33 protein-coding genes and 1 pseudogene are annotated in these 24728 nt (G+C 41.0%); 9 read left to right on the plus strand and 25 right to left on the minus strand.

The genetic code is table 11. From position 1 onward, the window contains the following. Nucleotides 1-53 precede the first annotated feature (53 nt). The 3 genes from G6554_RS05015 to G6554_RS05025 all read right to left on the minus strand — a co-directional run bounded on the left by G6554_RS05015 (nucleotide 54) and on the right by G6554_RS05025 (nucleotide 1760). A complete protein-coding gene (locus tag G6554_RS05015) occupies nucleotides 54-605 on the minus strand; it encodes a superoxide dismutase family protein (protein WP_166239391.1) in 552 nt (183 codons plus the stop codon). A 105-nt stretch (nucleotides 606-710) separates the two neighbouring features. Further along, nucleotides 711-920, minus strand: a complete 210-nt coding sequence (locus tag G6554_RS05020; RefSeq protein ID WP_166239393.1) for a hypothetical protein — start codon at nucleotides 918-920, stop codon at nucleotides 711-713. A gap of 90 nt (nucleotides 921-1010) precedes the next feature. Further along, entirely contained in the window at nucleotides 1011-1760 is a 750-nt protein-coding gene (locus tag G6554_RS05025; RefSeq protein WP_166239395.1) for a peptidylprolyl isomerase, read from the minus strand. A gap of 127 nt (nucleotides 1761-1887) precedes the next feature. Here G6554_RS05025 and kapB point away from each other — a divergent pair, with 127 nt between their 5' ends. After that, nucleotides 1888-2265, plus strand: a complete 378-nt coding sequence (gene kapB, locus G6554_RS05030) for a kinase-associated lipoprotein KapB (protein WP_166239397.1) — start codon at nucleotides 1888-1890, stop codon at nucleotides 2263-2265. Between the two features lie 38 nt (nucleotides 2266-2303). Here the strand turns inward: kapB and kapD are convergent, their stop codons facing one another. From kapD to G6554_RS05075, 9 genes are all read right to left on the minus strand, one after another. Continuing rightward, a complete protein-coding gene (gene kapD, locus G6554_RS05035) occupies nucleotides 2304-2927 on the minus strand; it encodes a 3'-5' exonuclease KapD (protein WP_166239399.1) in 624 nt (207 codons plus the stop codon). Nucleotides 2928-3112: 185 nt separating this feature from the next. Continuing rightward, entirely contained in the window at nucleotides 3113-3496 is a 384-nt protein-coding gene (locus tag G6554_RS05040; protein WP_166239401.1) for a hotdog fold thioesterase, read from the minus strand. A 111-nt stretch (nucleotides 3497-3607) separates the two neighbouring features. Next, nucleotides 3608-3856: a hypothetical protein gene (locus G6554_RS05045; protein ID WP_242637715.1), complete on the minus strand. Its 249-nt coding sequence runs from the start codon at nucleotides 3854-3856 to the stop codon at nucleotides 3608-3610. Nucleotides 3857-4003: 147 nt separating this feature from the next. Then, nucleotides 4004-5515: a leucyl aminopeptidase gene (locus G6554_RS05050; RefSeq protein WP_166239405.1), complete on the minus strand. Its 1512-nt coding sequence runs from the start codon at nucleotides 5513-5515 to the stop codon at nucleotides 4004-4006. Between the two features lie 63 nt (nucleotides 5516-5578). Beyond that, nucleotides 5579-5959 carry a DUF309 domain-containing protein gene (locus G6554_RS05055; RefSeq protein WP_166239697.1) on the minus strand — a complete coding sequence of 127 codons (381 nt, stop codon included), beginning with the start codon at nucleotides 5957-5959 and terminating at the stop codon, nucleotides 5579-5581. Between the two features lie 68 nt (nucleotides 5960-6027). Then, complete coding sequence (locus tag G6554_RS05060) at nucleotides 6028-6639, minus strand: 3D domain-containing protein (RefSeq protein ID WP_166239407.1); 612 nt, start codon at nucleotides 6637-6639, stop codon at nucleotides 6028-6030. 128 nt (nucleotides 6640-6767) lie between these two features. Next, nucleotides 6768-7091: a YuiB family protein gene (locus tag G6554_RS05065; protein ID WP_166239409.1), complete on the minus strand. Its 324-nt coding sequence runs from the start codon at nucleotides 7089-7091 to the stop codon at nucleotides 6768-6770. A gap of 131 nt (nucleotides 7092-7222) precedes the next feature. Further along, nucleotides 7223-7348 carry a YuiA family protein gene (locus G6554_RS05070; protein ID WP_166239411.1) on the minus strand — a complete coding sequence of 42 codons (126 nt, stop codon included), beginning with the start codon at nucleotides 7346-7348 and terminating at the stop codon, nucleotides 7223-7225. A 223-nt stretch (nucleotides 7349-7571) separates the two neighbouring features. Continuing rightward, nucleotides 7572-8789, minus strand: coding sequence for an NAD(P)/FAD-dependent oxidoreductase (locus G6554_RS05075; RefSeq protein ID WP_166239413.1), 1218 nt, complete (start codon nucleotides 8787-8789; stop codon nucleotides 7572-7574). Between the two features lie 450 nt (nucleotides 8790-9239). Here G6554_RS05075 and G6554_RS05080 point away from each other — a divergent pair, with 450 nt between their 5' ends. Further along, nucleotides 9240-10238 (plus strand): FAD-dependent oxidoreductase, encoded by a 999-nt coding sequence (locus G6554_RS05080; protein ID WP_166239415.1) that lies wholly within the window; start codon nucleotides 9240-9242, stop codon nucleotides 10236-10238. A 37-nt stretch (nucleotides 10239-10275) separates the two neighbouring features. Here the strand turns inward: G6554_RS05080 and G6554_RS05085 are convergent, their stop codons facing one another. Further along, complete coding sequence (locus G6554_RS05085; RefSeq protein ID WP_166239417.1) at nucleotides 10276-10641, minus strand: HesB/IscA family protein; 366 nt, start codon at nucleotides 10639-10641, stop codon at nucleotides 10276-10278. Nucleotides 10642-10853: 212 nt separating this feature from the next. Beyond that, nucleotides 10854-11093 (minus strand): YuzB family protein, encoded by a 240-nt coding sequence (locus tag G6554_RS05090; protein ID WP_166239419.1) that lies wholly within the window; start codon nucleotides 11091-11093, stop codon nucleotides 10854-10856. Between the two features lie 201 nt (nucleotides 11094-11294). On the opposite strand from G6554_RS05090, the gene G6554_RS05095 reads away from it, so the two are divergent. Beyond that, nucleotides 11295-12362 carry an NAD(P)/FAD-dependent oxidoreductase gene (locus G6554_RS05095; protein ID WP_166239421.1) on the plus strand — a complete coding sequence of 356 codons (1068 nt, stop codon included), beginning with the start codon at nucleotides 11295-11297 and terminating at the stop codon, nucleotides 12360-12362. A gap of 39 nt (nucleotides 12363-12401) precedes the next feature. Here G6554_RS05095 and G6554_RS05100 read toward each other — a convergent pair whose 3' ends face one another. Next, nucleotides 12402-12728 (minus strand): YuzD family protein, encoded by a 327-nt coding sequence (locus G6554_RS05100; protein ID WP_166239423.1) that lies wholly within the window; start codon nucleotides 12726-12728, stop codon nucleotides 12402-12404. Nucleotides 12729-12868: 140 nt separating this feature from the next. Between G6554_RS05100 and G6554_RS05105 the strand changes: the two are divergent. Next, nucleotides 12869-13105 (plus strand): annotated as a pseudogene (locus G6554_RS05105) (NifU family protein); the annotation flags it as partial. A 48-nt stretch (nucleotides 13106-13153) separates the two neighbouring features. On the opposite strand, the gene yutH reads toward G6554_RS05105, so the two are convergent. Beyond that, complete coding sequence (gene yutH, locus G6554_RS05110; RefSeq protein WP_166239427.1) at nucleotides 13154-14167, minus strand: spore coat putative kinase YutH; 1014 nt, start codon at nucleotides 14165-14167, stop codon at nucleotides 13154-13156. A gap of 167 nt (nucleotides 14168-14334) precedes the next feature. Here yutH and G6554_RS05115 point away from each other — a divergent pair, with 167 nt between their 5' ends. Beyond that, nucleotides 14335-14844, plus strand: a complete 510-nt coding sequence (locus G6554_RS05115) for a phosphatidylglycerophosphatase A family protein (RefSeq protein ID WP_166239429.1) — start codon at nucleotides 14335-14337, stop codon at nucleotides 14842-14844. 32 nt (nucleotides 14845-14876) lie between these two features. Here G6554_RS05115 and G6554_RS05120 read toward each other — a convergent pair whose 3' ends face one another. Together G6554_RS05120 and G6554_RS05125 are read right to left on the minus strand one after the other, a co-directional pair. Further along, nucleotides 14877-15641 (minus strand): TIGR01457 family HAD-type hydrolase, encoded by a 765-nt coding sequence (locus G6554_RS05120; RefSeq protein WP_166239431.1) that lies wholly within the window; start codon nucleotides 15639-15641, stop codon nucleotides 14877-14879. A 53-nt stretch (nucleotides 15642-15694) separates the two neighbouring features. Further along, nucleotides 15695-16132, minus strand: coding sequence for a DUF86 domain-containing protein (locus G6554_RS05125; RefSeq protein ID WP_166239433.1), 438 nt, complete (start codon nucleotides 16130-16132; stop codon nucleotides 15695-15697). A 157-nt stretch (nucleotides 16133-16289) separates the two neighbouring features. Here G6554_RS05125 and G6554_RS05130 point away from each other — a divergent pair, with 157 nt between their 5' ends. Then, the gene (locus G6554_RS05130) at nucleotides 16290-16556 is read left to right on the plus strand and encodes a DUF3055 domain-containing protein (protein WP_166239435.1); all 267 of its coding nucleotides are present in this window, start codon (nucleotides 16290-16292) and stop codon (nucleotides 16554-16556) included. Between the two features lie 55 nt (nucleotides 16557-16611). Then, nucleotides 16612-16899, plus strand: a complete 288-nt coding sequence (locus G6554_RS05135; RefSeq protein WP_166239437.1) for a cytosolic protein — start codon at nucleotides 16612-16614, stop codon at nucleotides 16897-16899. A 182-nt stretch (nucleotides 16900-17081) separates the two neighbouring features. Here G6554_RS05135 and G6554_RS05140 read toward each other — a convergent pair whose 3' ends face one another. Then, nucleotides 17082-17357 (minus strand): YutD family protein, encoded by a 276-nt coding sequence (locus tag G6554_RS05140; protein WP_166239439.1) that lies wholly within the window; start codon nucleotides 17355-17357, stop codon nucleotides 17082-17084. Nucleotides 17358-17473: 116 nt separating this feature from the next. On the opposite strand from G6554_RS05140, the gene G6554_RS05145 reads away from it, so the two are divergent. After that, the gene (locus G6554_RS05145; RefSeq protein ID WP_166239441.1) at nucleotides 17474-18115 is read left to right on the plus strand and encodes a YhcN/YlaJ family sporulation lipoprotein; all 642 of its coding nucleotides are present in this window, start codon (nucleotides 17474-17476) and stop codon (nucleotides 18113-18115) included. Nucleotides 18116-18161: 46 nt separating this feature from the next. Here the strand turns inward: G6554_RS05145 and lipA are convergent, their stop codons facing one another. Next, nucleotides 18162-19079 (minus strand): lipoyl synthase, encoded by a 918-nt coding sequence (lipA, locus tag G6554_RS05150; RefSeq protein ID WP_166239443.1) that lies wholly within the window; start codon nucleotides 19077-19079, stop codon nucleotides 18162-18164. A gap of 353 nt (nucleotides 19080-19432) precedes the next feature. On the opposite strand from lipA, the gene G6554_RS05155 reads away from it, so the two are divergent. After that, entirely contained in the window at nucleotides 19433-20395 is a 963-nt protein-coding gene (locus G6554_RS05155; RefSeq protein ID WP_481747908.1) for a M23 family metallopeptidase, read from the plus strand. A 24-nt stretch (nucleotides 20396-20419) separates the two neighbouring features. On the opposite strand, the gene yunB is transcribed toward G6554_RS05155, so the two are convergent. From yunB to G6554_RS05180, 5 genes are all read right to left on the minus strand, one after another. Next, the gene (yunB, locus tag G6554_RS05160) at nucleotides 20420-21202 is read right to left on the minus strand and encodes a sporulation protein YunB (protein WP_166239447.1); all 783 of its coding nucleotides are present in this window, start codon (nucleotides 21200-21202) and stop codon (nucleotides 20420-20422) included. Nucleotides 21203-21290: 88 nt separating this feature from the next. Next, nucleotides 21291-21593, minus strand: coding sequence for a YunC family protein (locus G6554_RS05165; RefSeq protein WP_166239449.1), 303 nt, complete (start codon nucleotides 21591-21593; stop codon nucleotides 21291-21293). A 46-nt stretch (nucleotides 21594-21639) separates the two neighbouring features. Continuing rightward, nucleotides 21640-23004 carry a bifunctional metallophosphatase/5'-nucleotidase gene (locus tag G6554_RS05170; protein ID WP_166239451.1) on the minus strand — a complete coding sequence of 455 codons (1365 nt, stop codon included), beginning with the start codon at nucleotides 23002-23004 and terminating at the stop codon, nucleotides 21640-21642. A 9-nt stretch (nucleotides 23005-23013) separates the two neighbouring features. Then, nucleotides 23014-23835, minus strand: a complete 822-nt coding sequence (locus G6554_RS05175) for a sulfite exporter TauE/SafE family protein (RefSeq protein WP_166239453.1) — start codon at nucleotides 23833-23835, stop codon at nucleotides 23014-23016. 28 nt (nucleotides 23836-23863) lie between these two features. Beyond that, a complete protein-coding gene (locus tag G6554_RS05180; protein ID WP_166239455.1) occupies nucleotides 23864-24709 on the minus strand; it encodes a DUF72 domain-containing protein in 846 nt (281 codons plus the stop codon). Nucleotides 24710-24728: the final 19 nt, after the last annotated feature.

Below are 24728 nucleotides of genomic sequence, written 5' to 3' on the forward strand. Positions count from 1 at the left end.
AATATTTTTTTCCATCAAAAAAGCTATCCCATAACGGAGATAGCATTACGAATTTATTCTTTTTCGTCCTGGGCCTTTTTTTGCCCTGCTTTTTTATCTTTCGAAATTTCTCCGCAGGCAATCCTTTTCCCCGAGTCCCCGGCAGGCTGACTCATCCCATCGTCTTTCCCTTCATGTACGACGATGGAAGTTCCTTCTTTAGTGAACAGTGATTTTTTCCCATCCTTTAAGGTGACGTTTGGAGCCATTAAATCTGCTTTTGCCGTTTCATCATCCCCGACAATTAAATTCGGCAGGTCTCCCGCATGCGCTCCTTTCGGATGTAGAAGGCCATGTTCCTTTTTCTCAGGGTTAAAATGGCTCCCCGCAGACTTAAAATCAGGTGCTTTGCATTTTCCTGTGTCATGAATGTGGATCGCATGCTCCCCGGCCGGAAGCCCCTTCAAATTTACGGTCATTTTAACACCGCTTGACTGCTCGGCTAATGTCACAGTCCCGAGCGAATCACCAACGGTATTAAACATTTCTACATCTACCTTTTTGACTTCCTTTTCCATACATCCTGTAAGCATGAGGAGTGGAATCATCAGCAAATACTTCTTCATATGTTTTCCCCCAACTAAAGGCAATTTGCCGTTAGTATGGGCAAACGGATCATGACCTATTCAAATTCCACCAGTTCCTTTTATAAAAAAAAGGAACTGCCTTTGTTAGCTGTCCCTTTGTGTTGATTGATTATTTTTTATTTGTTCCTCTAACGCTTTTGTCTTTTCAGCTTCACGTTTAGAAATTCTCATAATAAAGCGCATCGTAAAAAAAGCGGCAATCATAAAGATTGTTAGGCTGATGACAGCGGGTATATATTCTGATTTATCCTCTGGAAAGTATAAAAATAACGCTAGAACGGATGGTTGAAACATTTTTCTTCTCCCTTTCTTTTAAAGGAACTGCTCTATGTATTATAGCAACAAAAAACATTTCACACCAATGATTCCATTCAATTAGATCGCTTACTTTAATACATGGATCTTTTTAATGATTACATCTGTTTCCGGCTTGTCTTTTGCATCTGCAGGAGTGGCCGCAATTTTATCGACAATATCCATCCCCTCAACGACCTGACCAAATACGGTATGGCGATGATCAAGCCAAGGTGTCCCCCCATTTTGATCATAGGCGTCGATAATTTCCGTCGGGTAGCCGGCCTTTTCCATTTCCTTCTTCATCGCAGGGTCGAGTGATGAACTTTGAACGATAAAAAACTGGCTGCCGTTTGTATTTTCACCCGAATTGGCCATTGACAAGGCACCACGAAGATTATACAAATTCTTCGAGAATTCATCCTCAAATGGCTTTCCCCAAATACTCTCTCCACCGGTTCCGTTGCCATTCGGATCGCCGCCTTGAATCATGAAGTCTTTTATGACGCGATGAAAAAGTAAACCGTCATAATAGCCTTCTTCACTGTGCTTCACAAAGTTTTCAACGGCCTTTGGCGCATATTCAGGGAATAATTTGATTTTAATCGTCCCCATCGATGTTTCCATTTCTACTAGTTTTTCATTTTCTGAAACCTCTGTTGATAGCTGAGGATAAACAGCATTTGTCACTTGTTGTTCTCCTTCCTTCTTCTGTTCCGTTTTTGGTGCAGTAGTTTTCGATTTCGATCGTGTATCCTCGTTCTTTGAGGTTGTCCCACATGCAGCCAATACCAGAATAATCGATAATAACGTAACCAGCATTTTCAAATTCTTACCCATATATCATTCCTCCATTTTTACACTTTAACCGAAATTTCATTTTTTTGCACTTTGTTTTTAATTTAGACCTTTTTCTATTAAAATGAAAGTATAGAAGAAAAAATTATAGGCAGGAGTTGTTTAGTTAGTGGAATTACAGGTGGGTGAAGTTGTAACCGGGATTTATAAAACTGGGAAGTACATCGGTGAAATAACCGAGATTCGTCCCCAACATTATTTAGTCAGGGTGTTAGCTGTCATGAAGCATCCGATGCAAGGGGATCTGCATAGTCCAAAGGACGCAGATGTGCTTATTTTTCATGAAAGGCGCGCGCTCAGCTTTAGGGAACAGGCCAATATTCCAAAACAAATGGTCAAACCGTTTGAGAATGAAGTTCCTGAATATATGGAATCGCTAAAAGAGGCCGTTGCAAAAATGAAAACGGAGCTTTCTGCAGCAGGTTCGGAATGGGCTGAAATGAGTTTGAAAGCAATGGAAACATTGGAGAAGGATTATAAAATTTAACAAACGTTAGGCCAAATCAGTTTGAATGATTTGGCCTTTTATGCGAATTCATTTAATAGCTTCGAAAAATCGACACGATCGCCAATTGTCGTGGGTTTTGGTTTTTCTAAATAGCGTTTATCCTTTTCGACAAGTTTGAATATATTGTAGGTAGTCATAGCGTCATCAAGTGCGCGGTGATGCCGGCCTGTCCCTTCCTTGCCGTATTCCTGGACAGCTTTCCATAGACCTGTTTGATTCTGATCCCCAAAGAACCGTTTATATTCCATAGATAAATCCATTTCAGCACCATGAAAAGGAAAATCAACCCCTGCCATTAAACAATTGTGCCGCAGGACCTTCATATCCATATTTCCCCAAGTAACAATTGTGGTTTCTACATGATCCTTATTGAACTCCGCCAATTTTTTGATCAGTTCAAAAATAGACACCCCGTTATCCACCTGCTGCTGTGAAATATGTAGGAAGGATTTACAGCGCTCTGATAAGTTCGGAAATTTTAAAGGGGTCACATAGGATGAGAATTGCTCCGTTATTTGATCATCAACAACAGCCACAATTCCAACCTCAATGATTTCTGCAAAAAAGTCTTTCATTCGCACATTTCGTTCCGGCATTGTAAACTCAAAATCAATAAATAAATATTGCCGTCTTGCTCTCATCTTTTCACCACCTTTTCTTTTTTATCCTACTATCATTATATAAAGAAACCTGTACAAAAAACTGTGCTTTTTTTCTATTTTTTTATTTATCTACCATTATATCATGAACTTTGTGGAAATTTTTTAAATTTTTGTACAATTTATTGATAAAAGGGCATGGAAAATCAATCCATCCCCTTTCCGCTTTATTTCCTTAGCTTCATAACTGCCATTGTACATCTGGACACACAAATGAGTCGGTCTTGTTCATCGTGAATCTTAATATCCCAAACCATTGTTGATTTTCCTTGATACAGGATCGTACCCACTGCCGTGACAATCCCTTCTGTCGCTGAACGAACATGATTTGCATTAATTTCTAATCCTGCCACAGCTTGCGTTTCCTTGTCTACCAATTCATAGGCGCCAACACTTGCAACCGTTTCAGCTAATGCTACAGACGCACCGCCATGCAGTAATCCCATAGGCTGTTTCGTTCTTTCATCCACGGGCATCGTGGCAATCACTTTCCCTTTTTCTAAATTGGTAATCTCAATCCCCAGTGCTTCTAATAATGTATTTTTGACCATTTTTCATCTCTCTCCTCTATGTAGTTTTCTCTAAAACTTATTCTCTACTTTTGGGAAATTTCCTTTAAATAAGAAAAAAAACAGCCACAGGAGCTGTTTTTTACCACGTTGTTAATAATATCCCGGATAACCCGTTGGCGGATAGCCCATCGGAGGGTATCCCATTGGGGGATAGCCCATTGGCGGATAGCCATAAAACGGGCGGCTTGCCACAAATCCGCCTGCCAATCCGCCGCCGATTAGACCGCCTAAAAAGCCAAGCCCACCTATCGCTAATGGCCAGCCAAGAAACCCAATAAACCGTTGATCTTGGACCGGGTATTGATTTCGATACAGATACGGGCTTTGATATGGATACATACCACACTACCTCCTTTTATCTACGATACTTGCCTACACTATTTCATATGCGAGAAACAGGGGTTTGGAGTGGGCTTTATGGGTAGGGCTAGAACGGGGCCATTCACCACGTGAAAAAGCCTCCAAAGGAATTTGAAGGCTTTTTCATTAATTCTTTTCAATTGGTTCGAATCTTTCCACAAACAATGCCAGTGTTCTTGTCATCACTCCTGTTGCACCCGCCGGGCCAAGATCATAGGCCTTAGAAGTGGTGGCTGTTCCAGCAATATCTAAATGTACCCATGGCGTACCTTCAGCAAACTCGCCAATGAAGGCACCGGCTACAAGGGCATGCCCTTCACTGCCCGGGGAATTATTCAAGTCTGCGACTTTACTGTTTCTCACACGCTCTTTCTCCGTCTCAAACAATGGTAAGAGCCACATTTGCTCACCAGCCTCTACGGCAGCTTCAAGAACTTGTTCATATAGTGATTCATGATTTGTCATAGCACCCGTCGTATGCAATCCAAGTGCGGTGATCACTCCGCCGGTTAAAGTCGCTACATCGACCAAATAATTAGCCCCATGGTGTTTTGCATAGGTAACGGCGTCAGCCAGTACAAGACGGCCTTCTGCATCTGTATTTAACACTTCAATTGTTTTCCCGCTCATTGATGTAATCACATCATCTGGTTTGAAGGCACCGCCGCTAATCATATTGTCTGTTGACGGGATGACAGCGACAACGTTTTGCTCCGGTCTGATTTCCCCGATAATTTCCATAGCACCCAGAACAGCGGCAGCACCGCCCATATCCGTCTTCATGCCGACAATCCCCGTTTTTGTTTTAATGGAATAGCCGCCCGTATCAAAGGTAATACCCTTGCCGACTAAACCGATAACATCCGTCCATTCTTCTTTTCCTTGATATTTTAGGACGATCATCTTTGGTGGTTCTAAAGAACCCTGGTTGACAGCAAGCAATGCCCCCATGCCTAGCTTTTCAATATCCGCTTTATCGAGAATTTCCACTTCAAAGTCATACTTTGCAGCAAGCTCAGAAGCATAAGTAGCCATATCCGTTGCTGTAAGTAAGTTCCCAGGAATATTTACTAGTGTCCGGGCTGAATTCGTCCCCTTACCAAATGCGTAGCCAACCGACAGCGATATCTGAACATCCTCTACATCCATTGCCTCACTGTAAACGGTCACTTGCTCCATTCTCTTTTCCGGCTCATTCGATTTCTGTCGATAGCCATCAAACTGGTAGGTTGAAAGGGCAAATGCTTCACCCAATGCATGTGCTGCATCTAGGCCATCTAATTCCGGTGCAGTGAAGGAGTCTAAATAAACAGCTATTTCTTCAAGTTTACTTGCCTTCACTTCCTTAAAAATCTTGCCAAGCGCTTCTTTTAGTTTGTCAAAGGATAATTCCTTTTCCTTGCCAAGCCCAACAAACCAAATTCGTTTCGCTCCTAATTTTCCTAAGCTATGTACTTTACTAATACTTTTTGCCTTAGCAGAGATATCACCTGATTTAACTAACGCGGTCAATTGCCCGTCAAACCTGGCATCAAGTGCTGCCAACGATCCTGAGAATTTTTCAGGTCTATCAACTAAACCGATGATCAAGCCCTCATCTTGCGCTGACAGGTCCCATTCTTTTTTTACATGAAACATATTTACACCACCTTTATCATTTTCTTCTATATTATAACGAAAGAAATAAAATATTTCGACCTTCTAATCATCTTCCATGTACAGCACTAAATGAGGCAGCTTCGGCAAATTTCCAACTTGCTCAAAGGGAATCCGGTCGATGTTTTTCGGAAAAGTCGCTAGGCTTGCTTTAATAAAAGGATAAACCTTTTCTAAATCCAGTCCCCAGAATTTTGGACGGTAGGCCTGCAAATAGTCATATGCTGTTTGCATCATCACGCGAGCCCCCTTCACATTCCCGTATTCATAATGGTAGATGGCCACACTCATTTGCAATAATCCTTTTAAAAATAAATTGTCCTTCTCCGTCATCCACATTTCTTCCAGTAAGTCGTGGCATGTGTAATAGTCTCCTTCATTGAACGAGACAAAAAATTCATAGTACTCCATTGGGTAGCTATTCAGCAATTAGAATCCCCCCATTGTAACGTTTACTATTATTATAATGTAAAAAAACAGGCTGCTGCCTGCTTTTATCTTTTTTCCGAACTAATATATTGTTGTCGGAATACCTGCAATGTTTTATCCTCGTTTAAGGCCTGCAATTGATCCTCAGTAATCTTTCCATTCCCGTTTTGAACGACATAAACTTCGACCTGTTTTTTACCCCAGTGTTTGTAAACATCATCGACCGTTTCATAATAAAGGTCTAATTCGTTGCCCTTGATGGCGCCTCCCTTATCTGCCACAACTCCGTATCCATAGCCTGGAATAAAGAGGATCGTTCCAATCGGAAATACAGTTAAATCTGCTGCTATAGTAGAAAATAAATCACGTTTTACTTTTACACCCGAGTAAGTAATTCCGTATTCAGGATGATTTTGTCTTTTTCCAGTTGATTCATAACCAGCAGTATATCCTGTGGCAGTAACTATATGTTTAGGGTATTTTGACCAATCAAAGGCATCCTCTAGCGATGGCGGCGTTGTTCCGGAAACCTCTTTACTTGACGTGATGGCCGACGCAAATTGAGCGATCAGTGTTTTAGCCTTTACGCCGGAAATAGATTGGAAGGTCGCTCCTAATGCCATAAAGAAAAGACATGTCATGGCAAAGCGCTTTATCCAATTTTTCGTTTTACTCATTGAATTTTTTCACTCCTCCAAAATATTCATTCCCATTGTGAAAGGAATTATACAAAAAGAGGAGGAAAAAAAGTGAAAGAGCTCTGTAGCTGGACACAAAAAAAGACTCCTACCTAATGGTAAAAGTCTTAAAACATTTGATATCCATTTTTCCGTAATAATTTTATCGTGAGCCCGGCGGCGATTGCCCCAGCTAGTCCGCTAATTAAAATGAGAATATCGGCAGTTGCTAATGAACTGAACCTTTTTCCAAGGTCTTGAAAGGCTGCACCGCTATTGGTAAAATACTCGCTAAAGCTGACTTTATCTACGATAAAAATGGCTACAATCGGGTATACGACCGCCATCACCCATGACATTCTAAGGAGCATATTTAGGATAAATCCAATACCGAAAAATAAGACAAAAAATAGCACAATTGATATGATTAAAACAACGATGCTCATTTGCACCCGAGATTCCCCCTTTATACATCAACATTTAGTGTACTGAATGTCTAAAAGGGAGTCAATAAAAGATGCCTTTTTGAGGAAAAAAAATAGCTCCTCCTCAATCAATCCGGAGAAGCATGGTTAAAAACCTTCTATTCCTTTTTCTTCCCTGTTCCACCACAGCATGAGCACGTTTCTGAACCTCCAAGTACCAATTGAAAATAGCCGTTTCCGGCACAATAATCACAATTTTTTGTATCCACACTCTTCACTGTCATTCCAACATCCCCTTCGAATAATTAACCCAATTTTCTGATAATATACCAAGAATTCTAGAAAAAGAAAAGCTCTAAATTCTTGCAAATCTTGAAAGGAAAGCGGATACATCATCAATTTTCTTTCATTTCCGAACTGTTACTCAAATTTTCAAAAGATTATGAAAATATCATTCAAAATAAAAAGAGACAGGGAGCTCCTGTCTCTTTTGGGAACCTTTTAAGATTAAAAAACGTTAAATTTCCCTTTTTTCATGACCAAACCAGCGCCGCCAATCATATAAAGGGCACGATTATCGACTACTTTTTTCATGAATGATGCTTTTGCACCAGTCAGTTTTTTACCAAAGACAACACCGATGGCGTCATCTTCACCAAGTGAGCAAACTGTTCCTTTATTATCAAAGGTGAAGGATTCAAGCTCAGTCTTGTTTCGAATGAGAGCACCAATGTTACGAGCTACAATCTCACCTTGCTGCATGGCAATTTGCGCTGTTGGCGGATATGGGCGATTGATTTCTTCATTAATGACCAATGAACTGTCACCGATAATGAAGACATTATCAAATCCTGGAGCACGAAGATCAGGATTAACTTTTACACGGCCACGCATTGCTTCAAAACCGGATTTTTCAATAATCGCATTTCCACGGACACCAGCAGCCCAAACAACTGTCTCAGCCTTAATTTCATACGGCTCTTCGTCGCCTTTTCCTACCAGAATCGCACCAGGAGAGGCTTCCTTAATAGCAGTACCAATCAAAAATTCCACGCCTTTACGCTCAAGCGTTGAAACCGCGTAGTTTACTAATTCAGGATCGAAGCCAGGTAACACAGTTGGAGCAGCTTCCACACAAGTGATTTTAACTTTATTAAAATCAACATCATACTCATGGCATAATTCAGGAATACGGTTGGTTAATTCGCCAAGGAATTCAATTCCGGTAAAGCCTGCACCACCGACAACGATAGACAGACGATTCTCGTTCTTTTCTGCTTCCATATTATATGTGGCAAATTGATATTCAATATGCTCGCGCAATTGACGGGAAGAATTGACACTGGTAATACCAAATGCATATTCTTTAAGCCCTTTAATACCGAATGTTTCTGGTTCACCGCCAAGAGCGATAACAAGGTAGTCATAATTGACTTCCCCTTTTTCCAAGATCACTTTCTGTTCGTCCTTATTAATTTCAACTACTGTATCCTGAACAAAATCTACCTTGCTGCGGTCAATCACATTACTAATATCATAACGAACCTTATCGTGATGCAATGTACCTGCAGAAGCCTCATGTAACCATGTAGTTTCGTAGTGGTAATCATTCTTATTCACTAATACAATATCCGCTTCATTTACACCGATTAATTTTTGCAAACGAACTGTTGTTAGTAGTCCGCCGTAACCTGCACCGAGAATAACTATTTTTGGCTTTCTCAACGTGATCACTTCCACCTTTATATTATATTTGAATAAATCCTCTTTTTCTTATCTTCCACTGCTCGAACCATTTTTATTTTGATTTGCGGAAAAATGTATGTGATAAAATTCACGAATATTGATAAAGAAAAAGAACTGAATCTAAGTACACAAGGAATGACAGAGTTTGTAAAATAATGAGCAATAGAAGGATTAGACTTCCCAGCCATTCATAAAAATGTACTACTTTTGTCACAAAATCTTAACAATATATCCACAATACATCTTATGCTACTTTCACTCTATTTTCAAGCGATTTATAGAAATTATTTAACAAAGTTTATTGGAAATTTTACATTTAAAAATGCAGATCCTTTTTTCCCAGTCAGAATATTTGATATAATGATGGGACGTTTTTTTAAATTGTGATATTATAGTGGATAGTATTACTACTAGTTGGGGGGATTCGGAGTGCAGGAAAATCAAAAAATTTATGATATTACTATCATCGGCGGCGGTCCTACCGGTCTGTTTACTGCCTTTTACGGGGGAATGAGACAAGCTTCCGTTAAAATCATTGAAAGCTTGCCACAGCTTGGCGGTCAATTGTCAGCCCTTTATCCTGAAAAGTACATTTATGATGTCGCCGGTTTTCCAAAAATCCGCGCACAAGAATTGATAAATAATTTAAAAGAACAAATGGCTAAATTTGAGCCAACTGTTGCACTTGAGCAATCGGTTGAAAAATTGGAAAAGCAAGAAGATGGAACGTTTAAATTAACAACGAATAGCGAAGTTCACTATTCCAAGTCGATTATCATCACTGCCGGAAACGGTGCCTTCCAACCGCGCCGACTAGAGCTTGATAGTGCGGTACAATATGAAAAGAAAAATCTTTATTATTTTATTGAAGACTTAAACCAATTTGCGGGTCAAAAAGTAGTTGTGTTTGGTGGCGGCGATTCTGCAGTTGACTGGGCATTAATGCTTGAGCCAATTGCCGAGAAGGTGACAATTGTTCACCGGCGTGATAAATTCCGCGCTCATGAACATAGCGTAGAAAATTTATATAACTCCAAGGTGGATGTGAAGACTCCATATGTTCCCGCAGAATTAATTGGGGATGCAAACGGAATTAAACAAGTTGTGCTCGAAACGGTAAAAGGTGAAGAAAAGGTAGCGATTGATGTCGACGCTGTCATCTGTAACTACGGATTTGTTTCCTCCCTTGGTCCGATTAAAGAATGGGGTCTTGAAATCGAAAAGAATTCTATTGTCGTGAATTCAAAAATGGAAACGAATACACCGGGTATTTATGCGGCTGGCGATATTTGTACCTATGATGGGAAAGTAAAATTAATTGCCTGTGGATTTGGTGAAGCACCGACTGCAGTAAATAACGCAAAATTCTTTATCGATCCAAAAGCAAAAGTACAACCATTACACAGTTCTTCCATGTTTAATAAGTAAAAGAAAAGGCGTCCATATGGGCGCCTTTATTTTTGGATTAGCATTCCTCTGGTGTACCGGTTGCTGTTGCAGTCCGGAACGATGAACCGCAGCCACATGATGCAATGGCATTTGGATTATCAATGGTGAATCCGCCGCCCATCATGGACTCTTTATAATCAATTTTTGTACCTTGAAGAATTGCGGCACTTTCTTTATCAACGATCACATGGATGCCATGCTGTTCAAACTGAAGATCATCCTCGTTTACCTCGTGTTCAAAACCCATGCCATAAGACAAACCGCTGCATCCGCCGCCCTTTACACTCACGCGTAAAAAGGCACCTTCTTCTTCATTATGCTTCATCATTTCTTTTACATGTAGTGATGCCGCTTCCGTTACGATTACCACTTCGTTACTCATCAAAACTCCCCCTTTTGGAAAAGGTGTTTCCATAATTGATGTTGTCTGGGACGCCATATCGTTTTCCAAGGCCTTTATTATAGTATATACACTTGGTACCGGGTACTCAAATGTTTAGATTCTTCTTTTTAACATATGCTACCTATATATAAAAAGAGAGCGGTATGCTCCCTTTTTCGTCTAGCTGCAGCGCCTAGGCGCTTCCGCCTTTATTAAAACATTGGATTTTCTTCAAGGTATTGGTAAATGTTATCGACCAGTTCATCTGGTGTGTTTCCGGTTACGACCTCACCGTTAACAAGAGCAAATAGTGTGACGGCACATTTCCCGCAGTACCCAAGGCATCCATATTCAATAATATCCAAGTTAGGATCTTTTTGTAGTTTTTCAAGTGCCCTTTGAGCACCGTTTGCCAAGTTGCTTATACAAAATTCAATGATCGGTTTAAACATGTAATCACCTCTCCACCACTCATTATCCTACTCCATTTAACAGGCTCCGTCAATTATCATAATCATGGCATAAGTGTCAAGAAAAGCATGAAAGATGTTGTTATTTTGACACAATTTAGATATACTCTATTGTGGTTATTAAAACAGAAAAATTATCTATCTATACTTATGAAAACCGGTTAAACGAAGGGGAATAAAAAAATGAAAAACCTTGTCATTCTTGGTGGCGGATATGGCGGGATGAAGATATTAAGCGAACTTCTTCCCAACCATTTACCTGAGGACGTAACGATTTACTTAGTCGACCGCGTCCCCTACCATTGCTTAAAAACAGAGTATTACGCATTAGCTGCTGGCACGATTTCTGATAAGGAAGTACGTGTTGCTTTTCCCGAACATCCCCGTTTGGTGGTAAAGTACGGTGAAGTTACCGGGATCGATACAATTGGTCGAAAAATAAACATGGCGGATGCCGAACCACTTGCCTATGATGACCTAATCATCGGTCTTGGTTGTGAGGATAAGTATCATGGGGTACCGGGTGCAGAACAATTCACCTACAGTATTCAAAGTATTGAAAAAGCCCGTCGCACATACTCAGTGCTAAATAATCTAGGCCCTGGCTCTGTTGTGGGAATTGTTGGTGCCGGCTTAAGCGGGGTTGAATTAGCGAGTGAATTAAGTGAAAGCCGTGAAGACCTGAATATCAAGTTATTTGACCGTGGGAAGCATATTCTTTCGGCCTTTCCGGAGCGGTTAAGTAAATATGTTGAAAATTGGTTTGTTCGAAACAATGTTGAGATTATTAATAATTCCAATATTACTAAGGTGGAAGAAAATCGGATCTATAATCATGATGAACCTATTGATTGTGATGTCATTGTTTGGACTGCAGGCATTCAGGCCAATAAAATCGCCCGGGACATGGATAGCGAAAAAGATCGGTCAGGAAGGTTGATCGTAACCCAGCACCATCATCTCCCTAATGATGAACATATTTTTATCGTAGGTGACTGTGCCAGCTCCCCACATGCCCCTAGTGCTCAACTAGCGGAAGGACAGGCAGAACAAATCGCTGAGGTATTGAAGAAACGCTGGAACGGAGAACCAGTACCGGAAAGCTTCCCTCCAATTAAATTAAAAGGCGTTCTTGGCTCTCTCGGGAAAAAACAAGGCTTTGGGATGATGGCAGATCGTGCTATCACAGGACGTGTCGCCCGAATGTTAAAATCAGGGATCTTGTGGATGTATAAGTTTCATAATGGATAATAAAAAGAAGAAGCATTCCGTCAAGAATGCCTCTTCTTTTTACATTGCTCTATACCCATACTTCTCAAGTTCAGCAAAAATGGTTTTTAACCGCGGGTTGCCTTCGCCGACGATTTTTTCTTTAATGACGACGACAGGGTAAAACATGTCCTCATCGATTACTCTTTGGGCGAAAGATACTTTTTCACTCTCACCTGTTGGCTGATGAATATCCACATACGTCATCTTAAACGGTTGTTCTGGGAATTTCCTAGCAATCGCTGCTTCCAGCCATTCAAATGTTTCTTTGGAAGAAGGTAAATTCACACAGCTTGGGCATAGAGTTTGTGCCCCATAAAGAACAATTTCCACTTCCTTGCTATTCATAAAAATCATTCCTGTCGTTTTTCTTTCATTTTACTATAAATACTAGGGAAATGTATGTAAATGTGTATTTTCCTAATTTCTGAGAATGGATTTTTGCCACGGATGACATTATAATGTAAGTAGGAAAGGAGTCGATTAACATGGAAGAACAAGAAATGTTTGGGCAAGTTCAAGAAGTATTAGATAAATTACGTCCATTTCTTCTTCGCGATGGCGGGGATTGCGAATTAGTAGATGTAGAGGATGGTATTGTTAAGCTCCGCTTGCTTGGTGCCTGTGGTACCTGCCCAAGCTCTACAATCACATTAAAAGCCGGCATTGAAAGGGCTCTTTTAGAAGAAGTCCCTGGTGTTGTGGAAGTAGAACAAGTATTCTAATGAATGTATTTCAAAGCGATTGCCACAAAAGGCAATCGCTTTATTTATTTAACCAAAAAGCCACTCCAGCTGTGGCAAATTCAACTGTTTAACCGGCGCACCCGATAGTTGAAAGAATCCGGCCAAGAACCGCTCATATTCACTTGATTGCCGTAAAATCTTACTTAACCTTTCCTCCAACACCTTTTTTTCCTGTTCAGAACGGGTGATATAATAGCTCTCAACACAGTCAAAATAATGCAGTGGAAAAACAAGTCGTGAATAGAGTAACCGCCAAGAAAAGGACGATAATGGTGAGATGCTTTGGTACTCCTCGAAAAACTGCCTTAATTCTACATCGTACGTTTGGATATTGCGAAAATACCTCTCCCTTGTCCACTCGGCCAAATCACGGCTTCGATGGTCAAAAACCCAATCAAACGGATTTTTAATCGTGTATTGATTATGGGGCCCCCATGTTTTATGGGTAAAACGTTCATGACAAACGGTCCCGCTATCCGTTTCTAACGGTTCATCATCAATCTCCGTGTCAACTAAATATTGAATCGCATTTTCCGTTAGTCCAAGGTAATAGGGAAAAGAGTCAATAAACATCCGTTCAAACTCATCCTCAGGTGTTTGAAAGAGGAGGCCATTCCAAACTCCCTCCATTTGCTCCAGGCGCCTTTCCCATAAAGCCTTCCATTCCCCAATCCTGCTTGAACGTTCTATTTGGAAAGGAACCCTTCGGCCCCGCTCATGGAATTTAGCCAGCTTCCGTCCCAATTTCATTTTCCTTTGCTCTTCCATCTGCCGGTTAGCTAACACGCAATACTTATTTTGTTCCCAGGTAGTAATTAACTGTCCTTCCTTTGACGGCAAAAAGATCGGAACATGTTGGTCACCATAATTTCGTAAATGCTCCGCAATTTTTTCAAGCTCGGTAATATCAGCCTCTTCCTTACCTGTCGGGCTTGAAATTAAATACAGCCAGCCATTGCCTCTCAGTGCGTCATAAGCATCTAATTTTACATACTCTTCTACTGTGATCCCATATTGGTTTTCAAGCATTTTTTGAAGCATCTATAGTCCCACCTTTTTTCAGACCTTCTCTATTGTCATGTATATGTATCGATTTCAAAAAACTTGTTGTTTTTCAAAGAGTACGCCTAGTTTAAATAGGATTTTTCCCTTCAAAATTGCATAGAGTATATATATAGTGGAAATCCAAAGAAAAGGGGATTATCGAAATGGCAGACGACAAAAAAGTGGACCTATCCGAAGAAACCGCACGCAGATGGCTAAAGGAACGTGGCGTTGAAATCCAGGATATGGCCGATTTAGTCTTCTTTTTACAGGAAAAATATCACAAGAATTTAAAAATGGAAGATTGCATCGCAAACGTGGAACGCGTCCTTTCGAAACGTGAGGTTCAAAATGCCATCCTAACAGGTATCCAGCTTGATATGCTCGCTGAAAAAGGGTTGCTGGAAGAGCCTTTGCAATCCATCATCGGAACAGATGAAAGTCTCTACGGAGTCGACGAAATCTTGGCCTTTTCGATTGTGAATGTATATGGTTCCATTGGATTCACCAATTATGGATACATCGATAAACTAAAGCCGGGGATTTTAGCGCATTTAAATGATAAATCAACAGGGGAATGCCATACCTTTTTAGATGATATTGTTGGGGCGATTGCCGCTGCCGCTTCAAGCAGACTTGCACATAGGGCAGCTAGGGCTGAAAAAGAAAAATAGTAAAAGGGATGGGCGAAGAACCCATCCCTTTGTCATATTTCCCACTCATCTAATGAATCAATTGAATACGTCGGCATCCGGTCGTAACCGGCCAGCAATTCTTTTGTCGTGACACCCGTATGAACCAATAAAGTATCCAAACCAGCATTCATTCCCGCTAGAATATCGGTATCATAATAATCACCGACCATTAACGTGTCCTCTTTAGCCGTTCCTAACACCTTTAATGCCTGTTCCATAATAATCGATTCCGGCTTACCAATGAAAATTGGCTCTGTTTGGGTGGAAACGGTGATGACCGATGTCAGTGACCCGTTACCAGGCAAGAGTCCTCTTTCGGTAGGAATAGCGATATCACCATTTGTGGAAATAAACGTCGCCCCATTGCGGACAGCCAGGCATGCAACCGCTAATTTTTCATAGCTAATTTCACGGTCAATCCCGACCACGACATAGTCAGCATCGACGCCAGCAAATTGCAATCCTTTCTCTTCAATCGCTGTTCGAACCCCCTCTTCGCCAATTACATAAACAGTAGCGTCATTCTTCCGTTCATAAATATAATTAGCTGTTGCCTGGCTCGTTGTAAACACGAGTTTTTCCTCTGCGGGAATATCAAAGTCTTTAAGCTTTTCAGCCACCTGTAGCGGTGTTCTTGATGAATTATTGGTCACAAATAAGTAAGGGATTCCTTGATCCCGTAGCTTTTTAACAAAGTCAGATGCCGCTTCAATCCGCTCTGTTCCTTTATACATCGTTCCATCTAGATCAATTAAATAGCCTTTATATTTTTTCAAGCTATATCACTCCTAAAAGTCTTTCTCATAGTTAAAAAAAGACCGCTCTACGGTCAATTTTTGAACGCTGAAACCGGCCCTAATTCATTTATGAGATAATCGCGGACATTTGCTGAAAAACCCGCTAATTCTGGCAGGTACTTTGAAAATTGTTCCTGAAGGTCGCGATGATCAATTTCAATGTAATCCTGGACAAGCATCTTTCGATAGTGAATGAGAATTTTAAAATGGGCGCCTGTTTCAGCTGTGATTACTTTCTCATCGATTAAAATGTCAATAATATCTTCATAACTACCCGGGTCCCGCATAATAAAACCATCAATCATGGCATTTCCAACATCCAGCACTGCTTCAAGCATCATTTGGCATAAGCGCTCTAATGCTACCAGTTCTAGTGGTGTAGACCAGTTCTTTTGGCCGTGGAAGAGATTAATTAGCTTTTCTAAATAGTGCAATGTCGCTTCAATTTTTTCCCTGTCAACAAAATACATCCTGCCCACTTCCCTCTATGTAGTCATTCCTTTTTTATTGTAACATAATCCTGAAATGGTTCGTATTTTTCCGCCAGCAGAAATCAGTGAAACATGCCTCTAAATTTGTTACTATAGAGAGGATTGTACCAGTTCAAACCACAAAGGAGACCATTTCATGTCAGAACGCTATTATTTATACGATGATACAGAGGATACAAAAACAAGATTTATCAGCTTTGTTGGTGAAAACCAGCGCTTTGATTTAGCCATTGTTCAAACTAACCGCCATTACGGGAAGAGTCTTGTTCTAGATATGCAGGGCAATCGCTTTGCGATCATTGGACCGGATGATCTTGAGGAAGAGGGTTATTTAGAATTTGCCTTTCAATTAAACGAGGAAGATGCTGAGGAACTACGATCGTTCTTAACTGAAATCATCTAATCCACACATGATTTTCACCCCTGCTTGCAATACTAAAGGCTAAAGGAGTGAAAGCATGGGAAATAAAGACTCTGAGAACTATACGGAATTATCGAATGTGGAAAAACAACATAATTACCTTACAGCACAAGAATTTCCTGAAGGCCCATTCGGTTCACCCATTAGGAAAGATGAACCGGTAAAAAATAAGAGTACACCTTGGGTAGAAGGACAGCGGAGATATAGTGCATATAATTGGGAGTTTAAATCACTGCACCAGGATAAGCCACGGCAAATGGAGGGTTCGCATCCGCCTCATGATGATCCGGATACAGATATACAGGAGCCATATTCAGAGGCTTAGTAAGAAAAGCGGAAGCGCCCTGTTCAGCGGCGTATGGCCTGGAGCGCTCCAACTGAGATAAAGGAAACACGAAGAGCTCCAGCGATTCGATGTTGACTTATCGTAGGGCGGAGAGCGAAGGAAACTAGCCGCTAGGGAGCTGGAGCTAGACAGAAAAGAAGGATCAGGTTTCCTGATCCTTCTTATTTTTTTACCTTTTTTAGTACAAAATACGCACAGCCAAAATTGCAGTATTCATATAGGTACTCATTTAGTGTGCTAATTTTTGTATCAAATGTAGCTTTTTGGTTTTGATCGTCGAAAAAACCCTTTAGGCGCAGCTGACCATAGCCCCAATCACCAATAATATAATCATACCTCGTTAAAATATCACTATACCTGGCTTTAAAGGCTTCTTCGTTATATCCATTTCGATATTCCTGCAAAATTTCATATGCAGTATTGTTGATAACAATCATCCTTATTCACCTCATTAACCCAGCGATTACCTAATATCCATTATAACCGATTCCCCATCAATTACTAAGAAAAAAAATCCTTCCTTTGGCCATTCTAATAAAAGGAGGTGTTGAAATTGAAAAAACTGATTTTAATCGCCGGATTGTGTGCAATCACCGCACTAACCGGATGTTCAAAGGATAATGCAAACCAAGATATTTATGAAGAAAGCGGCAACACCATTAACGTTAATAATAAAAGACATGAGCTCTACAACGAAGGTGCAAGTCGGGGGATTCGTAATGTCAGCAACAATTATGGCTTTGTCCGCCATCAAAAGAGTCCTGTGATGAATGATAATACGGCAAACAATCATTATGCTGCATTGGACCGAGAGCAAGTCGCTAACATTATAAGCAAGTACAGTACGTCTATTCCCCATGTCAATGACGTGGCAACACTTGTCACAGACCAAGAAGTGTTAATTGCCTATGATACCGATTCAAAGGATCGCAACCTAACAGCTGACCAGGTAAAACAGACCGCCATGTCAGTTGTACCTAGATATTACCACGTTTATATCACAGATAATAAAGTATTGATGCGTGATGTCGAAAATCTGGCTAATACCGATTCAAACGGTAAGAATGCCCGCAATTTAGTTACCGGGCTCATTACGCAAATGAAAAAGTCTCCACAAGGTACGAGGGTAAATCCGAGTGAAGATGAAAATGGTCTGACACCGGATGATCATACCACTAATCGGACAAATCGCTAAAAGAAAGAGTTCAACCCTTTTATTATTCAGGGTTGAACTCTTTTTATTACGCTTCTTTTGCTTCTTTTTCGCCAAGAAGTTGCTTGTGCTTTGCTGCAGCATTGACTTGTTCATCGGCATGATAAGAAGAGCGAACAAGCGGGCCCGCTTGACAGTGGCTAAAGCCTTTACTCATCGCAATTTGCTGGAATTCTGCAAATTCATCAGGACTGTAGTATTTTTCTACCTTTAAATGACTTCTTGAAGGCTGTAGGTATTGACCAATCGTCATAATATCCACATTGTTAGCCCGTAAATCATCCATCACTTCCAAAATTTCTTCTTTTGTTTCACCAAGGCCGATCATTAAGCTTGATTTAGTGGGAATGCTTGGCTCCATTTCCTTCGCACGACGGAGAAACTCAAGTGAACGATCGTATTTCGCACGTGCTCTGACTCTTGGGGTTAAACGTCTTGTCGTTTCAATATTATGATTCAAGATATCTGGCTTTGCATCCATCAACATTTTTAAATTTTCTTCTTTACCGCCCATATCTGAAGGAAGTACCTCAATGCTAGTAAACGGATTTTTCCGGCGAATCGCACGTACCGTTTCGGCAAACACCGCAGCACCGCCGTCTTTTAAATCATCACGAGCTACTGCTGTCACGACGACATGTTTTAGGTTCATCAATTGAACAGAGTCAGCCACTCTTTCTGGCTCTTGCCAATCAAGTTCTGTGGGCAGTCCTGTTTTTACCGCACAGAAGCGGCAAGCGCGCGTGCAGGTATCTCCAAGAATCATAAAGGTTGCGGTACGCCTTTCAGCCCAGCATTCGTGAATATTTGGGCAGCGGGCCTCCTCACAAACCGTATGAAGATTTTTCTCCCGCATCATTTTCTTTAAGCCCGTATACGTCTCATTCGTGTTCAACTTTATTTTCAGCCACTCCGGCTTACGTAAAATTTCTTCGTTTTTGCTCATAATTACACCCCTTAAATCCAATTATGTACGTTGTCACTTTATCATACTGCGATAGGAACGACAAGCCAACAGGTAATTTTGAATTGGAGCTGAAGCTTTTACTAGGATTCCGCCAACATTGGTGGGAATTCCGCCAAACTTGCGATTAATTCCGCCAAACTGCTACTTTATTCCGCCAACTTTACAATTAATCCCGCCAATAGGCAAGAATTCCGCCAATCTCTTTCGTGTAACTTTTTTGATTACCAATTATTATCTCTAATGAAAAAGCTAAATCATCATAAACTAACCTTGTACATTAATTGGAAGGAGGATTCCTGGTGCGAGCTGTTTTCATTATAGGAACTATCCTTATATTACTTACCTCACCTTTGTCTGTCAGGGATGCTCATGCTAAAGAAGCTTCCGATCCCTATCTGGAAAGAATGAAGCTATATAAAAAAGTGGAAACAGTAACCCAAATTCCTTGGTACTATTTAGCGGCTATCGATCAATATGAAAGAAGTATCCGTTTTGCTCGCCGCGATTTACCAAAACCGGAAAGTACCATTTCCATTTATTTTAGGCCTGAACAATGGGCGGGGTTAACGAATCCTAATCCTTCTGAAGAAAATCCAGCCATCATTCAGTTTTTTAATGGGATCGGTGTTGATGGGGATGGGGATGGAAAAGCGAGTTTAAAAAGTGATGAGGATGTTTTATATGCGTTCGCCCATTATCTTCTTTCATACGGGGTGGACCAGGATAATATTAAAATCGGTTTATGGAATTACTATCATCGCGATAAATCAGTACGGATTATCACAGGAAAAGCTAAAATTTATCGTCAGTTTGGCAGGCTTGATTTAGATAAACAAGTCTTTCCCGTGCCGCTTTATAGCAATCACAGCTATCGCAGTACCTGGGGCGATGCCCGCGGCTGGGGCGGTAGAAGAATCCATGAAGGGACCGATATCTTTGCCGGCTACGGCGTACCCGTACGTGCCACCAGCTATGGGATTATTGAAATGAAAGGCTGGAATAAGTTTGGCGGCTGGAGAATCGGGATCCGTGACATTAATAATACGTATCATTACTTTGCACATTTGAGCGGGTTTGCCAAGGATTTAAAGGTTGGCCAAGTGGTTGAGCCGGGATTGGTCATTGGCGGTGTTGGCAGCTCCGGATATGGCCCTCCAGGAACATCGGGTAAATTCCCTCCACATCTACATTACGGAATGTATAAGGACAATGGGATCAGCGAATGGTCATTCGATCCTTATCCACATTTAGCAAAATGGAAGCGGCTTGAGCGGATGAATATGAAACGGAAATAGGACTGTCCATGAAGGATAGTCCTTTTAATTCTCTGATTTTTTTGTTTCTGATTTCTTTTCTGGAAGTTGTATGGATGGTGTGATCCCGCCACCACTGTTATAGAATTGTGGAACTTCCCCTTCTACTAATCGGCCACCAACCGGAATACTTTGTTTTAACTTGGTAATTTTTGTTGCAAATGGAGTGATAATTTGAACAGACACTTCGATTTCAACAGAGACTTGAATCCAGACACTATTAATGCCCATTTCTTTAGGTACAATATGAACATCCGGCTCGACTTCACCAATCGCATGGAATTTCACCGGAATTTTTGGCCCAATATTCCCTAGTAATGAAATATTGGTGGCCTGGCCTAATGGCACATACCAAATAATCCCATCTTCCTTTCCGGTATTTTCTGTTTCAATCTCTACATCTGATTCTAATAATGCTATATCCCCCTTCTTTGCTGTTTTCAAATTCCTTTGAATTTGGGCAGTGGTTTCTGCCAATACCCGATTGATTAAATCTGTATTCAATTCGGCGTTTTGTTTTTTTCCATCACTGCTTTCCGTTATTTTTATAACCTCATTATTATCTCCTACATTGGTTGTCCGTTTGGTAATGGCTCTATTAATAACAAGAGAAGCGATATTCCGTGTTTCCGTTTCAGCATATCTCATCAGTGTCGGTTCTAATCCCTTGTTTACAAGCACCAAACCGGTTGCTGTGGAGAAAAGGAAAAAGACCAATGTTAGGAGCATCACATAGCGGAATGGCAAAGGTCCCCGTTTGAAAAACCTCCGCCCTCTAAACTTTGCCAACTAAATCCCCCCCTTCAAGCTATATGTATGCTTGTAAAAGGGGAACTAGCCCAAATAGCTAAAAAAGCTTGCTTTCGTAAGCAAGCTTTTACACCATTTTCAACAAGGCATCTTTACCAATCATACCTTGATGAATCCCTAATTCCTCTGCCTCTAAAGTGACTGATTCTAATGGGGCATTTAGGAGTTGATCAATCGTTCTGACTCCGACGGCACGGCCAGCAATGATTTTGCGATCCTTTAATTTTTCATTTAATAGGCTAACATCTAAAGCACCGCACATAATATATCCTTTATCATTTGATACCGTTAAAAGGGTGGTTTTAGGAAGTAACACGGTAACAGCCAAAAAAGTATGGCCGTCAATTTCAATTGGTGAAAGCTCAATCAAAGGTCCCACACTCCTTTCCTCACTATCAAAGTATGATAACAAAGGACTAAGCGTATGGGCTTGATGGCAGCTGAAGCCTCCATTTTATTAAATCCCGCAAAAATTCCGGCAGAAAATAGTGCTTCTGCTTGTGTGGTAATACTTCTTTGAAAAAATGACCAAAGGTAAACATATCCGGCAGGGCTAACGTATAGTTTTTCCCATACACAATTTCACTGCCATTCACAAAAACGGTATTCTTTTCGAAATGAATGCCATCATAAACAAACACGCCTAAAACGGTTCCTCTAAAACCAAGGCCTTTAATTTGTTTGTGTGGTAATGTCTCATCTCTTGTTTGGAAAAGCACGGTTTGTAATTCCAGTCCCGTCAATTCCACCACACACGGATTAATCGGATGTGGACAAACCTCTAGTAAATCATAGTTAGTGACCTCACCAGCTAATGTTCCAAGCAAGAGCCCAGCATTGATCATGGCACAATCGGCATTGCACCACTCCCTCAGTGTCTGAGAAAGCAATTTTGAAAAATTCGTTTCACGAAAAGGGTCATGAACCAATGGCTCACGAAGAGTGGCAACCGGTTTGTTTAACAATTCTTTCCCTTTGTTTAAAAAAGAAAGGATTTGTTCCTGTTCGTTTTTTATCATGGGGAGGTCAATAAAGTCATAAAGAATAGCTTCCTTATTCGTAACCGTTTTTTGGTCATTCAGAGTGATCAGGACCTCACCAACATAGTAACCATACTTTCCCGCAGCACCAAGCAGGGTATCACCCACTTGCATTCCTTTTTCGAAAAAGTGGTGCGTATGGGCGCCTAAAATCACATCGATTTCCGGAAACTCCGTCGCAATCCGTTCATCCTCATTTTTACCAAGATGGGACAGTAAGATGATGAAATCTGCTTCCTCTTTTAATGGTGTGAGCCATTTTTTCAGCTCTGATAGCGGTTCTGTCAACTTCCAGCCAAGCAATTCGTATAGTTGGGGAAACGGGGCTGTGATTCCGATTACACCGATTCGCGTCCCCTTTTTTGTCTGATAAATCTTATATGGTTTTACCCACTCCGGATAGTGACCATCTTTTTTATACAGGTTAGCAACCAGTACATCAAAAGCAGCATCATCGTATAGCTGGTCTAAATCTTCATATGGGAGGTTAACCCCCTCATTGTTTCCAATCGTAACCGCCGTATAATGGGCGTCATTTAATAGGGTAATGTTTCCCTGTCCTTTTGTTGCCTCTGTTAACGGATGCCAGCGATCAAGAAAATCACCGATATCAAAGAGAAAAACATCCTCTTCTTGTTGCAGGTGAAGGGCATTCTTTTGTTTTAAAAATTGTTGTATTCGCGGCCAATGTTCTAAGTGACTATGGAGATCATTTGTATGATAAAGATGGATTGTTTCCATTTTTCACCCTTACCCTGTAATCCCTTGAAAGATCAACCGGACAGCGACCACAACAAGGATGATTCTGATAATCAGGACAATCGTTTTGCTCTTTAGTTTTGAATTTAATAATACGCCTACCTTCGCACCAATCCATGCGCCAGGTATTAATGCCAGCGCATAAAGCCAATTCACATTTCCCAAAGTAATATGGGTGATCGAGCTAAGGATGGCCGTCGGTAAAATCATAAACATGGATGTCGCCGTTGCCACATGCGGTGGAAAGAAAAACAGTAAAATCATTGTGGGTACCATTAGCGAGCCGCCGCCGATCCCAAAAATTCCTGATAAAAATCCAACAATGAAGGAAATGATGATGGCAGTGATTGGACTAAAACCATATTCGAAGGTCTTGCCGCTATTGTCAGTAAAGCTGCGAACAATACCCTTATCTTTCCGATACGGAAGCGGCCTTAATTTGTCTTTGACCACCATAACAATGGAAACAAAAAGAATAAAGACACCAAAGTAAATATTGAACGAGTGTAAATCTAATTTTTCCGTTACCCAGGCACCAAGGATGCTACCCGGTCCACTGCCGATCAGAAAGATCAAACCACTTTTATAATCCACTGTTTTGTGTTTCATATAGGCTAACGTCGAAGATAGCCCGGTAAAAATCATCGTAAATAGGGAGGTCCCCACTACGACCTGTGGTGTGAGGTGGCTAAATGTTGATAATGTTGCTAAGTATAGCAAGGCAGGAACAACAATGATGCCTCCCCCCATGCCGATCAACGACCCTAATGAGCTCGCAAGCAGCCCGACTAAAACTAATATGATCCATTCCATATATTCTCACCTTCTACTGTCTGTCTTCTTAAAATAAATCTAACTGCCTTGGTGCGAGTCCTTCGTATTCTATTTGTAAAAGATTCATCATTTCTTTGGCGTTATCCGCTGCATCGCCGCCGGAGTTGTTGTTAAACAGGAGATAGACGTTTTCGGTCTCCAAGGCCAATCTTTGTATATGGTCCACCCATTCTGCCAGCTCTTGCTGATTATAGCGATAAAGGTAGCGAACTTCACGCCAGTTTTCAGCAGTCCGCTTTTGCCAGCCATGGACGTTACGGCCGTGAAATCTGATAAGTACATTGTGTGGGTCAATTCCCTCCAGGATCGTTGGAATCGATCCTTCGCCGGATTGGGGCTCATCACAAATGCTGTGAAGCCATTTTTCTGTTTTCATAAACTCGAGCGTTTGTTGGCGATATGACGGTGTAAACCATGATTGGTGCCGAAACTCTAACGCACAGGGAATGCCATTCATTTGACGTTTACACCATTTTAAATAATCAACATTTTCACGTTTACATGAAAACCACGGCGGAAATTGAAATAAGACCATGGCTAATTTATTGTGTTGTATGTATGGTTCCAGTGATTCTTTAAAGGCAGCGAACATTGCTTGTTTTGTTTCAAAAGGAATTTCGCCACGTTGATGACCCGTCATTCCTTGGTAGGCTTTTACGATAAACTGGAAGCCCACTGGGGTTTCAGTGACCCATTTTTCAGCATTTCTTGTTGGCTGAATCGCGTAAAAGGCCGTATCTACTTCAACAATTGGAAAATGACCTGCATATACCTTTAGCTTATCTCGTGTTGGTGTTTGATTCGGATATAAGCTATCATGGTCGCCCCAGCCTGTTACACCGATATAGATCAAGAAACTCACCTCCATTTAT

The sequence above is a fragment of the Bacillus sp. MM2020_4 genome (genome assembly GCF_011250555.1).
Lineage (GTDB): Bacteria > Bacillota > Bacilli > Bacillales > Cytobacillaceae > Neobacillus.

Excerpts from the sequence above, each read along its gene's own strand:
- G6554_RS05015 (WP_166239391.1), bottom strand. The coding sequence starts at position 605 with ATGAAGAAGTATTTGCTGATGATTCCACTCCTCATGCTTACAGGATGT.
- G6554_RS05020 (WP_166239393.1), bottom strand. The coding sequence starts at position 920 with ATGTTTCAACCATCCGTTCTAGCGTTATTTTTATACTTTCCAGAGGAT.
- G6554_RS05025 (WP_166239395.1), bottom strand. The coding sequence starts at position 1,760 with ATGGGTAAGAATTTGAAAATGCTGGTTACGTTATTATCGATTATTCTG.
- kapD (WP_166239399.1), bottom strand. The coding sequence starts at position 2,927 with ATGAGAGCAAGACGGCAATATTTATTTATTGATTTTGAGTTTACAATG.
- G6554_RS05040 (WP_166239401.1), bottom strand. The coding sequence starts at position 3,496 with ATGGTCAAAAATACATTATTAGAAGCACTGGGGATTGAGATTACCAAT.
- G6554_RS05045 (WP_242637715.1), bottom strand. The coding sequence starts at position 3,856 with ATGTATCCATATCAAAGCCCGTATCTGTATCGAAATCAATACCCGGTC.
- G6554_RS05050 (WP_166239405.1), bottom strand. The coding sequence starts at position 5,515 with ATGTTTCATGTAAAAAAAGAATGGGACCTGTCAGCGCAAGATGAGGGC.
- G6554_RS05060 (WP_166239407.1), bottom strand. The coding sequence starts at position 6,639 with ATGAGTAAAACGAAAAATTGGATAAAGCGCTTTGCCATGACATGTCTT.
- G6554_RS05070 (WP_166239411.1), bottom strand. The coding sequence starts at position 7,348 with ATGACAGTGAAGAGTGTGGATACAAAAAATTGTGATTATTGTGCCGGA.
- G6554_RS05085 (WP_166239417.1), bottom strand. The coding sequence starts at position 10,641 with ATGAGTAACGAAGTGGTAATCGTAACGGAAGCGGCATCACTACATGTA.
- G6554_RS05090 (WP_166239419.1), bottom strand. The coding sequence starts at position 11,093 with ATGTTTAAACCGATCATTGAATTTTGTATAAGCAACTTGGCAAACGGT.
- G6554_RS05095 (WP_166239421.1), top strand. The coding sequence starts at position 11,295 with ATGAAAAACCTTGTCATTCTTGGTGGCGGATATGGCGGGATGAAGATA.
- G6554_RS05100 (WP_166239423.1), bottom strand. The coding sequence starts at position 12,728 with ATGAATAGCAAGGAAGTGGAAATTGTTCTTTATGGGGCACAAACTCTA.
- yutH (WP_166239427.1), bottom strand. The coding sequence starts at position 14,167 with ATGCTTCAAAAAATGCTTGAAAACCAATATGGGATCACAGTAGAAGAG.
- G6554_RS05115 (WP_166239429.1), top strand. The coding sequence starts at position 14,335 with ATGGCAGACGACAAAAAAGTGGACCTATCCGAAGAAACCGCACGCAGA.
- G6554_RS05125 (WP_166239433.1), bottom strand. The coding sequence starts at position 16,132 with ATGTATTTTGTTGACAGGGAAAAAATTGAAGCGACATTGCACTATTTA.
- G6554_RS05130 (WP_166239435.1), top strand. The coding sequence starts at position 16,290 with ATGTCAGAACGCTATTATTTATACGATGATACAGAGGATACAAAAACA.
- G6554_RS05135 (WP_166239437.1), top strand. The coding sequence starts at position 16,612 with ATGGGAAATAAAGACTCTGAGAACTATACGGAATTATCGAATGTGGAA.
- G6554_RS05140 (WP_166239439.1), bottom strand. The coding sequence starts at position 17,357 with ATGATTGTTATCAACAATACTGCATATGAAATTTTGCAGGAATATCGA.
- lipA (WP_166239443.1), bottom strand. The coding sequence starts at position 19,079 with ATGAGCAAAAACGAAGAAATTTTACGTAAGCCGGAGTGGCTGAAAATA.
- G6554_RS05170 (WP_166239451.1), bottom strand. The coding sequence starts at position 23,004 with ATGGAAACAATCCATCTTTATCATACAAATGATCTCCATAGTCACTTA.
- G6554_RS05175 (WP_166239453.1), bottom strand. The coding sequence starts at position 23,835 with ATGGAATGGATCATATTAGTTTTAGTCGGGCTGCTTGCGAGCTCATTA.